We start from the raw sequence: 13,242 nt of genomic DNA, 5'->3' as shown, positions 1-13,242 counted from the left end.
CTGACGGTGTACGCCAACCTTAACCGAACAACGCCATGACCACCGCTACCACGACGATCGACGAAGCTCCCACGCCGGCTACGCCCATCAAGGCGGCCCATATGCTGCTGTTGCTGGGGATCATGGCTGTGCTCATGCCCTTGTGGAGCGACATGCTGATTCCCCTGCTACCAGCCCTGCAGCGGGATCTGCGTGCGTCCGCATCGGAAGCGCAGCAGGTGGTGTCCCTGTTCTTATTGGCCAGCGCCTTCATGGCCCTTTGGCACGGGGTGCTGGCCGATGCGTTGGGTCGCCGGGTGGTGCTGCTCGGCTCGCTTGGCGTGCTCACTCTGACTTCCCTCGCGTGCTTGCTGGTTACCCGCATGGAACATTTGTGGGTGCTGCGCATGGTGCAAGGATTGGCGGCGGGCTCGGGGATGATCCTGGGGCGCGCCATCATCCGCGACCTGTACAGCGGCGAAGTCGCACAAAAAATGATCGCCCGCACCAGCTTGATCCAGGCCGCAGGCCCTATCGTCCTGCCGGTATTGGCGGGCTGGCTCACCGTACTCTGGGGCTGGCGCGCGGTGTTCGGTTTTCTCGCTGTAGTCGGCGGGCTGATGCTGATCGTGTATGCGCGCAAATTGCCAGAGTCGCTGCCGCCAGAGCGCCGTCAGCCCTTGAATGCCCGCAACATCCTGCACGGCTACCGCTCCGTGATCGGCTCGGCGCAGTTTGTGCGCATGTCGCTTGTCCATGGGCTGAACTGGGTTGCCCTGTTCATCTATGTGGCAGGGGCTGCCCGCGGACTGGCGTCGTTGGCATGGTAGGCGGACGGCGATTTCCCTAAGAAAAGCCCTTGCTCCGGCCCAGGCTGCTCATGCTACTCGCTCATAGTTGACGGACAAAGCGGGACGGGCCTGCATGAACAAACTGCTCACGTCGTTCTCCCTTCCTGCCGAGGTCATCGATCGGCTGCGCGCCGTCTCCCGCGCGGGCGTTCACGCGCTATATTTCAAAGCATTTTCGAGGGCCCGGTTCGGCCCAGGTGAAAAGACGACCAACGCACCGCCTTGAATGACCGCTGACGGACGCTCACCGGACCTTCCGTAGGCAAAGCCAGGATCCCCGCTCGTCGGCCATAGCAGCCGTTCACCTCGCCAAACCGAACGTCGGAGAAGGGCCGGTAGCCGCCCCTGAACAGCCGCCGGCAACTCCCAAGCGCGCGGACTCGCGAAAATGCGGTCGTATTGGCGTTGAAGGATATGTCACCAAAGTCATTCATTGATGCAGGGCCACCGATACGGCAATGGCTGTATCAACTTTTAAACGGGGTGCCATTGATCAGGTCGCAGACGTCCGGAATGCAGAATCCGTGTACGTGGCGGTGCCCGATGTCGGCCAGTCCAGTGCCGATCGCGGTATGTGGCTTCTTCCTGGCGACTTCGGCCAGGGCTTCCTGGAATGCCGCTTTGAATCCGAGTCTCGGATACGCTTGAACAACGTCATCGACGAAGGAAGGCGTCACCTCGTCATAACGCACTCCGAGCACGTCAACATGGGCGCCCATGAAGACCAGGGCAATCTCTGGCGCCATAAGCTCGGCGATGCCACTGCTGGAATGCAGCGCGATCGCTTCCCAGACCAGATCGGTTTTGGATGCCGGGTAGCCATGTCCGCGCAAGAATTTGCTGGCAGCATTGGCGCCATCGACTTCGAAACGCTGATCGGCAACGAACTCATGGGTCAAGCCAAGATCGTGAAGGACGGATGCAAGGTAAACGACCTCCCGGTCGTACTTCAATTGCCGCCTTTGCCCAAGGAACTCGGCGAACCACCAGGTCCGGTGGACGTGGTTCAGCATCGCTTTCGAGTGCACGCTCTCGACAAGTGATGCGGCCTTTCGAGACAGTTCCGAATCGGGCGCGATGAAGCCACCGATAGTGACAGGGATGCTCACTTCGTTCTCCTGAACGGCGGTTCGAAGCCAATGCCAGACGTACCGCTCGTATTAAATGTAGAGTTGCCACTGCGTTTCATGGACCTACGTCCCCCGCCCGCCCATACGATCATCCGACTGTGTGGGCGGCGGGTTCCTGCCGAAACTACGCCTGGAACACTTGACGATTGGCCTGTACAAACGCAGCCACAGTCTGCGGCGCCTGGCCCGTGATTTCTTCGATAACGCCATCCGTACCGGAGAAGATTCCGTTCTGATAGTCGATGGCGGTTTCAAGGAAATGCTGGATCACGAACTCAGGCAGGTTGTACTTCTGCAGATGTTCGCGATATTGCTCAAGGGTCGAGGGCACATAGGTGATCTCGCGTCCCAGCACCTTGCTGATCTCGCTCGCGATCTCCTGCTGATTCAGCTCGACGGGGCCGAAGAGGGAGTAAGTCTTGCCAATATGGCCTGCGGGTTCCGCGAGAATACTGGCGATCAGGCGCGCCTGGTCCTCGGCCGCAATCGGCGCATGACGCCCTTCCCCGTAGGGCAACGTGATCTTGCCTTCCTGCACCAGGGGATCGAGCACCCACGGAAATGTCAGCCACTCGGAGAAGTAGGTCGGGCGAATATGGACGGTCGGAACATCGGACCAGTCGAGAACGCGCTCGGCAATCCAGTGGTCGCGCGCGGCATGGCTCTTGGAATCTTCTCGTGCCGAGATTTGCGACATCTCGACCACGACCTCAACGCCGGCACGCCGTGCGGCATCAGCGAAGTATGAGGTGGCCTGGATGTAGCCGGGACGCACCGGATAGCACAGGTACGCACCGTCCACGCCGTCCATGGCGCGAATCACGTCGTCGTGCTCAAGGAGATCACCGACGAAAATCTCTGCCCCCTCTTCGCGCAGGGCTGCGCTGCGCTCATCCTCCTGGTGTACGAAGGCGCGAACCGCGTGCCCTGCCTTCAGCAGGAATCGGATGGTGTGGACGCCGGTCTTACCCGTGGCGCCAGTGATGAGGTATTTACGCTGTTCCATGAATTGCTCCAATCTGTGAATGTGTCCGACAGGTTTACATCGCCCCGAGGTGCTGCTTCACATCCTCCAGAATCGCCGTTGAAGCGTCGGAATCTTCAACGACTCTTGACATCGTGACGGCCCCAATCATGGCCGCCAAAGCGAACACGGCAGACGACCTGGCTTCCTGTGACGGCTTGTCCGCCATATGTTTCGCCAGTACGTCAACCAGATCGTCAAAACCTTGCGCGGCTGCCGCGCGCGTTTGTTTATCTGCCCTGGCGAGTTCGCTTCCCATTGCCGCCAGAGGGCATCCGCCTGTCCGTGTGTCGCGGTGGGCCTGAGACACATAGGCTTCGACCATGGCGGCAAAACCGCTGGCAGCCCGACTGTCGCGAGCGACCGTTGTCAGCCCCTCGATCACTTCCGTCATCGCCTGAGAACACGCTTCTGCAACCAACTGGTCCTTCGAGGCGAAATGCCGATAGAAGCCGCCCTGCGTAAGGTTCAACGGAGACATCACATCGTTCAGCCCCGTCGCCTGGATGCCGTTCAGCCGGAATTCCCGCGCGGCGACCTCGACAATGCGTCGACGGGTTTCCGCCGTCTCGACCTTCGTCTTTCTCATCTCGCCGCTCCTGTTGTGTGTGGTCGCTAACCATCTTAAATAGATGGTAATCACCATCTAAATGGAAGTCAAGAAGAGAAGATCCTGCGAAGCAAAGTGCGGATTACCCGACCTGAAATCGAGGGCCGTGGCTCCTAGGCAAAGGCCTTGAGACCGTTGATCACGGCAGGTCGCATCGAGACGGCCTCAAACCAACGCGTAAGGGCAGGATGACTTGCCCACTGAAGATCCTCGCGAAAAGCACTGGCGATAGTGAATGCCGAAATGTCAGCAAGAGAAAATTCGTCGCCGGCCATGAATGGTGTCGACTCCAAAAATCGTTCCGACTCGGCAAGCGCCGCCATTGCCATGCCATTCAGGTGCGTGGATTGGGCCCTCGCGCCCATTTGCTCGAGCCGGAATGCACCATGGCTTACCGCGATGACGTCGGTCAGGAAATAGAAGAACCGCTCGTAGACCCTGGCTCGCGCGACTGGATCCGCGGGCAGAAGTCCGTTTCCGGAACGCTCCGCCGCAAAAAACATGATCGCGTTGGATTGCGTTAGGACGAAGGTGCCTTCGCGCCGATGCTCAACGAGCACCGGAACCTTGCCGAACGCATTCAGAGCCCGATGTTGGGAGCCCAGTTGCTCGCCCGCTGCCAAGTCGATACGTTTGACCGTATACGGGACGCCCGCCTCCTCAAGCGCAATCGCGGCCCGGATGCAGTTGCCAGTCAAGGCGCCATACAGCTCGATCGGATTTTGCATGCGCCCTCTCCAACCAGGTGTCTCGCACTTGGTTAGTGTAGCGCTTCGCTTGAAAAAGACTGCAAGTGAGGCTGGCTGTACGAATCGCTCGCAAAAGTCTGACTACCGCAAGAGCATTCGAACGCCGGGGGCCGGTCGTAGACCGTGTCTAGAGCGACTGCTTCCGGAAAACGAAGAGACGTCTACGAAGAGACAGCGTGCTCCTATGCGGATCATCTGCCAGCCGACATTCCGCCGCCCTGTTTCGGCAGTTCTCATACGCGCTTGCGTGCGGATGAAGGCACTGGCTGGCGCAATTGCGCAAATCCCGCCGGCTCCCACTCCCGGGCGGCCAGGAGCATGGCGATGCCACGCCGCTGTGCCAGAGGGGCCGACGCGGACTCGTCATGCAATTGCGCAAGACGCGCCCGAACCCTCTGCAACTCCAGCCGGAGTTGTTCCAGCGCCGGGCCGGTCAGCATGGCATGCGCGAATTCCATGGTCTCGCCCGCCCCGTCAAAACGACTGTCGAGGAAATCCTCCAGCCCATCCTGCCGGAGAAAGGCGCGAATAGGGCCATCGGGCAGCCAGTCGAAATCGCGCATGACGCGCGGCCGAATACGGTCGTTTGGCAGGAGGGCAATCAGGCCCATGCGATCAAGCATTAGCAACCGCTTCACGCATTCAGCGCGGGTGATCCTGTAAGTGGCGATGATTTCTTCCACGGACCAGTGATTTAGAGCACAGACGGCGACCAACAGCAATTTGCGGTCTGACACCAGTTGCGCTTCCTGTTCCTGGGTAAGCACCCGCAACGCCGGCGGTACCACAGCCGCCTCCTGAGTGAGCTCGGCCAGCGTAAAACCGAGCATTGCACTGATCTGCACCAATCGGTCCACGTTCAGCCGCTCGCTGGCGAACATCCGCTTGACGCTTGCCTCGGAAAGCGCCAGTGCTTCAGCGACGTCGCGATACGTCAGCCCCTGTGCCCTGAGCTGATGCTTGATCGTGGCAATGAGGTGTTTGACCTCGTTCATAGGTCCCCAAACGAAAGAATGAGCTCCACACCATATGGTATCGATTTTCGATACTAAATAGCCATGAAAGTGCTACGTTGACAACAGATGCTCTCGTTTTGTGATACCGCGTGGCATGCTGACGCGCATCAGCAGTGCGTCGCCAGGAAGCCAGTCATGAAAACCGACACCAACGCACGAGAATTTGCCGCGAAATTGCAAGTTGGAGATGTTGTATTCATCCGCGTTCATGCCCGCCCCTTTCGGGAAGTTGCCGCCGCTACCGCCTCATGGACGAACCACGTCGGCATCGTGGTCGGGAACTCGCAAACTGAGACCTTGATAGCGGAGAGCACGTTCCCGTTCAGCCGCACCACCACTTTCAATCGGTTTGCAGGCCGTTCCGAGCATGGGCGCATTGCCATCGGCCGGCCCCGGGCACCGCTGACACCGTCACAGCAGATCCGACTGTCGGAAGCCGCCCGCCGACGGACAGGCATCTGGTATGACTCGGGCTTCAATCTTCAGTCCGGCCGCCAGTTCTGTTCTCGCTTTGTACGAGAAGTCCTGTCGGAAGCAGCCAACGTCAGCGTCGGTGAGGTGGAAAGTTTCAAGGCGCTGCTGGCGCGTCAGCCACGTGCTGCACTCGGCTTCTGGCGATTGTGGTTCTTCGGCCGGATTCCCTGGGAACGGGAGACTGTGACACCTGCCAGCCTGCTGCGCAGCCCGGCACTTCATCTTGTATTTGACGGTGTCTTGCTGCCCGAGGTCGCCGTCCGGCGCGACGGAGCACGAGCATGATTTCCGTCATCCTCGTTGTTTTTGGATGCTGCTACATCCTGGAGCGGACCAGGCCCGGCTGGTCTCTACCGCGCGTGCGCACATGGCCTGTGCGCGTGCTGCTGGTCAACGCCGTGCAGCTTGGCGTTGTACTGCTTGCAGGTGTGAGCTGGGAGAGATGGCTGTCTTCGTGTTCGTTGTTCCGGCTTTCGCAGCAGGTCTCCCCAATCTTCGGGGGGCTGCTCGCCTATTTTGTCGCGACCTTTGTCTTCTACTGGTGGCACCGCTGGCGCCACCAGTCCGACCTGCTCTGGCGCCTGTTCCATCAGATCCATCATAGTCCCCAACGACTGGAGGTAATCACATCGTTCTACAAGCATCCGGCCGAAATGATAGTCAACTCGTTAATCGGCAGCCTGCTGGTCTACATGTTGCTCGGCTTGTCAACTGAGGCTGGCGGCGTCTACACGCTATGCACCGCGCTTGGCGAATTTTTCTACCACACCAATGTCAGAACGCCGCGCTGGGTCGGTCTTGTCTTCCAGCGCCCCGAAATGCATCGCATCCACCATCGCCTGGGGTATCACCGGAACAATTACGGCGACATCACCTGGTGGGACATGCTCTTCGGCACATATGAGAATCCGGCCGAGTGGCAGCACAGTTGCGGCTTCGATGATGCTCGCGAGGAGCGGCTACTGGAAATGCTGGCCTGGCGCGATGTTCATGTTGATCGACGACCGGATCCGCAAAGGCACGCGCAAGATTAGATTGGCAGAGGGGCGAGCGAGGCAGCACTGTTTGCACTGGCCGGACGCACTATCTGGGCTCTCGCCCATCCTCCATTTCTTGCCGCGCTACCGGCCCACGGTCCATCACCGCTTCAGCGGGATATTGATGGGTGCGCGAATGAACGTGACGGGTCGGTAAGCGCCGACCGACGCCCTCCACTCAGTTGGGCGAAGTCGGCTGCGGCCATCCATCTTTCCCAAGTAAACGACCCCTCCGAGTCGAGAAGAGCCGACCGGTAGTCAACTGAAGGCGGCCCCTTCCCGGCCATAGGCCTCCCGGTGGGAAGGGCGAATTGGTTTGAACCTCGATCGGTCACGGAGCGCAGCCGAAAACAAGAGATACTGATATGACTTCCCGTGTCAATGGGGGATTGGTTTCTAGTTTGTGAGCATTTGATCTGAATTTCCTGAGGGCGACGTAGCAGTAAGAGTCGACGGTGGATCACACTGATATTCGCGGGTTGGCTACCGCATTACAGAGGTCCGTCCAATGAGCCTGGCCGCTACCTATGGTCGCAAATCGGATGACATTCCTTGCGTAGTATCTTCGCGGGTTACTCGGGATGCCGGGCTACGCCGCCTTCAGGAAACTCCTCCAGTGGGTTGTGGTGGTTGGCCGAAGCGCTGTGTTATACCGCGTACGCCTCTCGCGGTATGGCCAACGACATGGCCAGTTGGCTGATGTCCCAGATGAACGCGCTCAGTTCGCGCGCCACCGCGACCACCGCAATGTTGTGGTTCTTGCCGCGCGCCGCCAGTTTGCGATAGCGGCGGCATAGCCGCAACTGCGCGTCCCAGGCGCGATCGATGATGACCTTCGGAATGCCTTCGTGCCGACGTTGGATATCGGGGCTCACGCGGGCCGGGTGCCGGTAGCTCCAGGCAGCCTCGACGAGCAGCTTCCTTGCGTAGCTGTTGCCGGTCTTGGTGATACTGCCCTGACGGCGCTTATCACCCGAGGAGTGTTCGGATGGTGTAACACCGAGCCAAGCCATCAGTTGGCGCGGATGCTCAAAGCGCGAGAGATCGCCCAATTCCGCGATCAAGCCCACAGCGGTGGTGAACTGCACCCCGCGCATGGCTTGCAAGCCTAATACGGCTGGATAGAAGTGCCAGTTGACCACCGCTTCGCGCAAGGCGGCTTCGAGACGGCTGCATTGCTCGAGGCGATCCTCGATCGTACGTCGATATTCGTTAAAGGCAAGTTGCTGCCACGCAGTGTCGAAGGCAAAGGCACTGATCCAGCGCCGGTGCGCCGCCCCCCAGTCGGCTCGGCCGCTGTAGCGCACACCGTGCGAAAGCAGAAAGGCCTTCAGCCGTTGCCGGGCGCGCTTCAGATCGTCTTTGGCGCTGACCCACGCGCGTGCCAGATCACGGAATGCTTCGTCCTCGATGCTGGGCACGTACACCGCCGACAGGTCCCCTGCACGCAACGAACGCACGAGCTTGACCGCATCGCGCCGATCGGTCTTGACGCGCTCGCCGGGTTTCTTCGGGATTAGCGACGGCGCGCATACCATGCACTCGAATCCCTTCCCTGCAAGCTGTCTGTAAAGGCCATATCCGCATGGGCCTGCCTCGTAGACGATTCGGATCCGCCGCGCTTTAGACTGCAGGCGTTTGCACAGGCGATCGATATCGGCCTTCGAGGTACCGATCTTGCCAAGCAGTTCGACCTCGCCCGTGCCGAGTGCGTAGGCGACCGTGATTGAGTCCTTGTGAACGTCCAGCCCTACATACAACGTGCTATCGTTTTCCATGCTGGCCTCCGCGCTGGAAATCGCCGGGTGCGGCCCTGTCCGCACCGTGCGGCTCTGGCAGCAATGCTAACCCGCGTTTGATTCCTCGCGGCGGGCCAGCCTCTGCAGCACGGGAAGTCATACTGCCTATGAAGGGGCCGCGGAGGCAACTCCTGGAGTAAAACGAAGATTCGCACTCTCGTTTCTCGAAAGGAGACACGCAAATGGACGCGCCTGACACAGCCCTTCATGGGCAGAATACGCCAATCACCGGCTGGCTGTACATGGCTTTCGAACTGGGCGAGAACACTTGGAAGCTGTCGTTCGGGGACAGCGTGCACGGACCGAGCCGGCATACCCTGGTGGCTGGCGATCTGAATGCAGTCCTGCAAGTGATCGCCAAAGCCAAGGCACGCTGCGGCCTGGCGCCGCAAGCACCGGTGCGCAGTTGCTACGAAGCTGGGCGCGACGGCTTCTGGCTGCACCGCTGGTTGGCCGAGCAAGGAATCCATAACCTAGTGGTGGATTCGGCAAGCATCGAAGTCAACCGTCGTACCCGGCGTGCCAAGACCGACCGGCTCGACGGCGACAAGCTGCTCTCCATGTTGATGCGCTACCACGCCGGCGAGCGGCGGGTGTGGGCAGTCGCACGGGTACCAACTGAAGAGCAGGAAGATGAACGGCGTTTGCACCGCGAGCTCGGTCGGCTCAAACAGGAACGTACGGCCCACAGCAACCGTGTTCGTTCGCTGCTGGTATTGCACAACCTGCGGGTCGCCCACATCGGTGACCGGTCCTGGCAGCAGTGGTGGAGCGATCATGGTTCACAACTTCCCCCTGGCTTGCGTGCCGAGATCGAGCGTGAAGTCGTGCGACTGGCGCTGGTGAAAGCGCAAATCAAGACAATCGAAGCCCAGCAGCACAAGGCGGTGAAGCTCAGCAGCACGCAGCCAGCCATCGCGCTGCTCGCGCGGCTCAGCGGTATCGGCATGGGCAGCTCCTGGCTCCTGGTCAAGGAACTGTTTGGCTGGCGGCGCTTTCACAATCGGCGCGAAGTCGCAGGTTGCCTGGGACTGGCGCCGACGCCCTACAGCAGTGGCGAAAGTGAGGTCGAGCAAGGCATCAGTAAGGCCGGCAACAAACGAGCGCGCTGGCTGATGATTGAACTGGCATGGAGCTGGCGACGCCACCAGCCAACGAGTCAGCTCACGCAATGGTTCAATGAGCGCTTCGCCCCAGGCAGCAAGCGCATGCGGCGCGTCGGTATCGTCGCACTTGCCCGTCGATTGGCCATTGCCCTGTGGCGCTATCTCGAGTACGGCGAGATTCCCCCCGGCGCAAGCCTCAAACCAGTAGCGACGTGATGCCGACCTAAGTGTGGACAGCAACGCGGTAACGAATAGCAGGTCAGCGCGCCCGTAGACAAGCCGGGCTACTCCCCGCGGGTAGCCGTCGTTAGAGATGGGGCGCGCAGGTAACAGGGGTGGTCCCAGCGCTTTGCGCATGTGGTATGTGGTGCCCGGCTCCGCGCCGGCACGGATAGAAGGTAGCCGGGCAACAGCCCGTCATTGAGCACCCCGACCTCCGGCTTCGCCCGCCGCGTCAGTCCGCGAAGGAAAGCTAATGGCTTGCAAGGAAAGACATATCGAGCCCGACATGACAACTACATGAAATCCAATACTGAACGGGGGTTGACATCCTTGCCCTCATAGAAGGGCTTGTCTAGAGAGCCGGTCTCGCCCCGCAGATTGGCGAATCAAGAATTGAGACCTCGTTCCTCATCTTCAGCGCTCCCAGCATTTTCGCCCACATAGGATGCCGGGACCGCTGCCGCATGCTGCCTTGAGCGGGTTTCTGCTCGTACAAATCTGCCACCACACCGCCTACGGCAAAGATGGCTTGCCTCCTACGAGTCATGGCGTTAGTGAAACAGTTCTGCGGACGCCAAGTAACTGTTGCGGCCATTTCTGCCATGGATATCCCTGCCCCCCCACAACGAGTACCACACCACTATTCAGCAGCGTCGCCGTGTGACTCAGGCGTGGCCCCGTCATGCTGTCAACACTTGTCCAGGTACCATTGGCCGGGTTGTACCGTTCCGCGGTGGCAGTGCTGACAAATCCTCCTGCCACCAATATGTCGCCGATCGCCAGCAAGGTGGCAGTGTGGAAGGCACGCGCCGTTTCCATGCTGCCCGTCGCCTGCCAGGTGCGGCTGCCCGGGTCAAACAACTCGGCAGTGGATTGCTCGCGGTTGCGAGCATCCCTGCCGCCGACGGCCAGCACCTTGCCGTTGGCCAGCAGGGTAGCCGTCAGGAAGAACCTTGGCGTCGTCATCGTCCCCGCGTCCGACCAAGTACCGGTGGCCGGGTCGTACAACTCCGCCACGGCGGCGCTGGTACCCGCCACCACCAATACCCGCCCGTCGGGGAGCGGGACGGCGACACCGGCAGCATGCACCCGCGCCATGTTGCCTGTGGGTGACCAGGTGCCGGTGGTCGGATCGTACAGTTCGGCCGTGGCTCCGCCGGGGTTGCCACCCGCAACCAGCACCTTGCCGTCCGGCAGCAGCGTGGCCGTGTGGTTTTGCCGCACGGGGCCCATGCTGCCGGTGCCTGACCAGGTACCGCCGGCCGGGTCGTACAGTTCTGCCGTCGCGGTGCCGAGCAGGCCATCGTAGCCCCCGGCGACCAGCACCTTGCCGTTTGCCAGAAGGGTGGCCGGGCAGAACTCGCGTGGCGTGGCCATGGCGCCGGTGGCTGCCCATCGGCCCGTGGCCGGGTCATAGAGTTTGGCCGTGGCCAGGGGCTTGCCGGTGGCATTGGGCCGGCCGGAGTTATTGGCTCCGCCCGCGACCAGCAACTTGCCGTTCGGCAGCAGCGTCGCCGTGTGGTCGCTTCGCGCGATCGCCAAATTGTCCGCCGGTCCCCAGAAACTGGCAGCCGCGATCGAAATCAATACCTGCGCGGAGATGAAGCCGGCGCCATTGCTACCCCTGACGGTATAGGCGACCTGCCCTTGGGGGGTTGCGCGGCGTGCCGGTAATCGCGCCTGACCCGGTATTCAGGCTCAGGCCAGGAGGCAAGGCAGGTGAGATCGTGTAGGAGGTAATCAGGCCGCCGGCGCTTTGCGGGATGTCGACGGCGATAGGCGTGCCGACTACATAGACCGGATTCGGCGTGGTGTATTGCAGGCCCGTCGGCGGCATCTCCTGCATCTGCACTTCGATGCGTAGTTCCGCCGTATCACTGCCCGCAGCATTGCTGCCGGTAACTGTGTAGAGCGCGGCGGCCGTGGCGACCCCAGCCGTGCCGCTGATCACGCCGGTCACGGGATCGAGATGCAGTCCCGCAGGCAAGGGCGGCTGCACGCTTTCCTGCGTGATGGCACCTCCGCTGCTACTTGGTGTGTCGGGCACGATGGGCTCATTCACGACATAGACCACCGCCGCGTCCCCGGTATGTGAGCCCGGCGGGCGGCGCGATCGTGTTCGATGCGCCGTCGCTGCAGCCGCCCAGTGTGAGGATGAGTAACAAAGACGCAGGGAGCAATAAGACTTTGATTCTCAACATCGTCAATTCGCTCCTCGCCGCCAGTTCCAACGGTTCGAAATAGCGTCGGCGGCCCAGCCGGTGACGAAAAGGCACTGACTTTCGGCTTCAGCGGCAACTGTCTTTGTCAGTCTAGGACAGGTGAGCGCCATAACCCCTCTTCCCAACCGCTGTCGCTGCCGATCCTCGACATCGCCCGCTTCCGGTCGCATCACGATACCTGGAAGCACGGGAACAGGGCCAGGGACCGCATGCCGGTGGCTATGGCCCGGATCTGCCGCGAGAATCTCCGTTGGTTGGACCTCGCGGCCCCAAGGTCAGCGGAAAGGAATCGCGGTGCTGCTGCCGGGCATGGGTGTGCGCGAAACGATGGCGAAGGTGGAAGCGCTCGACAAGCGTGGCGTTCAGACGGATGGTCACCCGCCTCAACACATGGCCGATGAACTATCAGTGCTCGCATGCGGACTTCCGCTTCCGGCCACGAGCCGACTTTCGCCCAATTCGCGGCCGGACCTTCGATGTCGCATCCGACCTGCAAATCGGTCATTGGATCCCAGAAAGTGCAGGAGTGCTTCAGAAGCGAACTCAACTCTTTTGTTCTGTCTGAAATGGGCGCTGCAATCTCCGGCAGCGCCGTATCCAAGTTCTCTATGCGACGATCGTTGTCATGCGCCCAACGTGGCAAACTGTTCGCGCATCACCTTCTTGTTGTTCTTGCCAGTACTTGTCTTGGGCAGCGCATCGACGAAGCGAATGACCTAAGCCACGGCGTACCGGGAAATCTGGCCCGATTCACTGAAGCCAAGGGTATGACGGCGGATCTCCTCGTCCGTGACCGGCTTTGCGTCTGGCTTGAGCACGACCAGTGCCGCCGGGCGTTCGCCCCACTTCTCGTCCTTGATGCCGATGACAGCCACTTCAGCCACCGCCGGGTGCCGCGAGATCAGGCTCTCGATCTCCAGCGGTGAGACCCACTCTCCGCCGGACTTGATCACGTCTGAACGGCGCGCCTGCGTTTCGTTTATCCTATAGTCACACTATCAAATACCGTTGTCACAGCCGGTG

General features: G+C 60.9%; 13 protein-coding genes and 1 pseudogene. 5 read left to right on the top strand and 9 right to left on the bottom strand.

All coding sequences use genetic code 11. The annotated features are described in order from the left end of the window. Positions 1–35 precede the first annotated feature (35 nt). Positions 36–809, top strand: coding sequence for an MFS transporter (locus ABNX08_RS34995; RefSeq protein ID WP_349607066.1), 774 nt, complete (start codon positions 36–38; stop codon positions 807–809). Between the two features lie 94 nt (positions 810–903). Further along, positions 904–1,056 carry a hypothetical protein gene (locus ABNX08_RS34990; RefSeq protein ID WP_349607065.1) on the top strand — a complete coding sequence of 51 codons (153 nt, stop codon included), beginning with the start codon at positions 904–906 and terminating at the stop codon, positions 1,054–1,056. A gap of 241 nt (positions 1,057–1,297) precedes the next feature. Here the strand turns inward: ABNX08_RS34990 and ABNX08_RS34985 are convergent, their stop codons facing one another. From ABNX08_RS34985 to ABNX08_RS34965, 5 genes are all read right to left on the bottom strand, one after another. Further along, positions 1,298–1,939, bottom strand: a complete 642-nt coding sequence (locus ABNX08_RS34985) for an HD domain-containing protein (RefSeq protein ID WP_349607063.1) — start codon at positions 1,937–1,939, stop codon at positions 1,298–1,300. 145 nt (positions 1,940–2,084) lie between these two features. After that, a complete protein-coding gene (locus ABNX08_RS34980; protein WP_349607061.1) occupies positions 2,085–2,966 on the bottom strand; it encodes an NmrA family NAD(P)-binding protein in 882 nt (293 codons plus the stop codon). Between the two features lie 34 nt (positions 2,967–3,000). Next, the gene (locus ABNX08_RS34975) at positions 3,001–3,573 is read right to left on the bottom strand and encodes a TetR family transcriptional regulator (protein ID WP_349607060.1); all 573 of its coding nucleotides are present in this window, start codon (positions 3,571–3,573) and stop codon (positions 3,001–3,003) included. Positions 3,574–3,707: 134 nt separating this feature from the next. Beyond that, positions 3,708–4,322, bottom strand: a complete 615-nt coding sequence (locus ABNX08_RS34970; protein WP_349607059.1) for a glutathione S-transferase family protein — start codon at positions 4,320–4,322, stop codon at positions 3,708–3,710. Between the two features lie 254 nt (positions 4,323–4,576). Then, positions 4,577–5,338 (bottom strand): transcriptional regulator, encoded by a 762-nt coding sequence (locus ABNX08_RS34965; RefSeq protein ID WP_349607058.1) that lies wholly within the window; start codon positions 5,336–5,338, stop codon positions 4,577–4,579. Positions 5,339–5,494: 156 nt separating this feature from the next. Between ABNX08_RS34965 and ABNX08_RS34960 the strand changes: the two genes are divergently transcribed. After that, positions 5,495–6,118, top strand: a complete 624-nt coding sequence (locus ABNX08_RS34960; protein ID WP_349607057.1) for a YebB family permuted papain-like enzyme — start codon at positions 5,495–5,497, stop codon at positions 6,116–6,118. Beyond that, a complete protein-coding gene (locus tag ABNX08_RS34955) occupies positions 6,115–6,867 on the top strand; it encodes a sterol desaturase family protein (protein ID WP_349607056.1) in 753 nt (250 codons plus the stop codon). The genes ABNX08_RS34960 and ABNX08_RS34955 overlap by 4 nt, the downstream gene beginning before the upstream one ends. 650 nt (positions 6,868–7,517) lie before the next feature. Here the strand turns inward: ABNX08_RS34955 and ABNX08_RS34950 are convergent. Further along, positions 7,518–8,648: an IS110 family transposase gene (locus tag ABNX08_RS34950; protein WP_349609889.1), complete on the bottom strand. Its 1,131-nt coding sequence runs from the start codon at positions 8,646–8,648 to the stop codon at positions 7,518–7,520. 203 nt (positions 8,649–8,851) lie between these two features. Between ABNX08_RS34950 and ABNX08_RS34945 the strand changes: the two genes are divergently transcribed. After that, positions 8,852–9,991 carry an IS110 family transposase gene (locus tag ABNX08_RS34945; RefSeq protein WP_374063782.1) on the top strand — a complete coding sequence of 380 codons (1,140 nt, stop codon included), beginning with the start codon at positions 8,852–8,854 and terminating at the stop codon, positions 9,989–9,991. A gap of 549 nt (positions 9,992–10,540) precedes the next feature. Here ABNX08_RS34945 and ABNX08_RS34940 read toward each other — a convergent pair. The 3 genes and pseudogenes from ABNX08_RS34940 to ABNX08_RS34930 form a co-directional block, all read right to left on the bottom strand. Beyond that, the gene (locus ABNX08_RS34940; RefSeq protein WP_349605036.1) at positions 10,541–11,584 is read right to left on the bottom strand and encodes a kelch repeat-containing protein; all 1,044 of its coding nucleotides are present in this window, start codon (positions 11,582–11,584) and stop codon (positions 10,541–10,543) included. A 31-nt stretch (positions 11,585–11,615) separates the two neighbouring features. Then, positions 11,616–12,170 (bottom strand): putative Ig domain-containing protein, encoded by a 555-nt coding sequence (locus tag ABNX08_RS34935; protein WP_349605037.1) that lies wholly within the window; start codon positions 12,168–12,170, stop codon positions 11,616–11,618. 672 nt (positions 12,171–12,842) lie between these two features. Continuing rightward, positions 12,843–13,184, bottom strand: a pseudogene (locus ABNX08_RS34930) (fatty acid--CoA ligase); the annotation flags it as partial. Positions 13,185–13,242 lie beyond the last annotated feature (58 nt).

Source organism: Cupriavidus sp. DF5525 (assembly GCF_040149425.2).
Classification (GTDB): Bacteria; Pseudomonadota; Gammaproteobacteria; order Burkholderiales; family Burkholderiaceae; genus Cupriavidus; species Cupriavidus pickettii_A.
Note: the sequence above shows the minus strand (reverse complement) of the source record. Positions and strands in the feature narration are given on the sequence as shown.

Coding starts and splice junctions, on each gene's coding strand:
- ABNX08_RS34995 (WP_349607066.1), top strand. CDS start 36: ATGACCACCGCTACCACGACGATCGACGAAGCTCCCACGCCGGCTACG.
- ABNX08_RS34965 (WP_349607058.1), bottom strand. CDS start 5,338: ATGAACGAGGTCAAACACCTCATTGCCACGATCAAGCATCAGCTCAGG.
- ABNX08_RS34960 (WP_349607057.1), top strand. CDS start 5,495: ATGAAAACCGACACCAACGCACGAGAATTTGCCGCGAAATTGCAAGTT.
- ABNX08_RS34955 (WP_349607056.1), top strand. CDS start 6,115: ATGATTTCCGTCATCCTCGTTGTTTTTGGATGCTGCTACATCCTGGAG.
- ABNX08_RS34970 (WP_349607059.1), bottom strand. CDS start 4,322: ATGCAAAATCCGATCGAGCTGTATGGCGCCTTGACTGGCAACTGCATC.
- ABNX08_RS34950 (WP_349609889.1), bottom strand. CDS start 8,648: ATGGAAAACGATAGCACGTTGTATGTAGGGCTGGACGTTCACAAGGAC.
- ABNX08_RS34980 (WP_349607061.1), bottom strand. CDS start 2,966: ATGGAACAGCGTAAATACCTCATCACTGGCGCCACGGGTAAGACCGGC.
- ABNX08_RS34945 (WP_374063782.1), top strand. CDS start 8,852: ATGGACGCGCCTGACACAGCCCTTCATGGGCAGAATACGCCAATCACC.
- ABNX08_RS34990 (WP_349607065.1), top strand. CDS start 904: ATGAACAAACTGCTCACGTCGTTCTCCCTTCCTGCCGAGGTCATCGAT.
- ABNX08_RS34975 (WP_349607060.1), bottom strand. CDS start 3,573: ATGAGAAAGACGAAGGTCGAGACGGCGGAAACCCGTCGACGCATTGTC.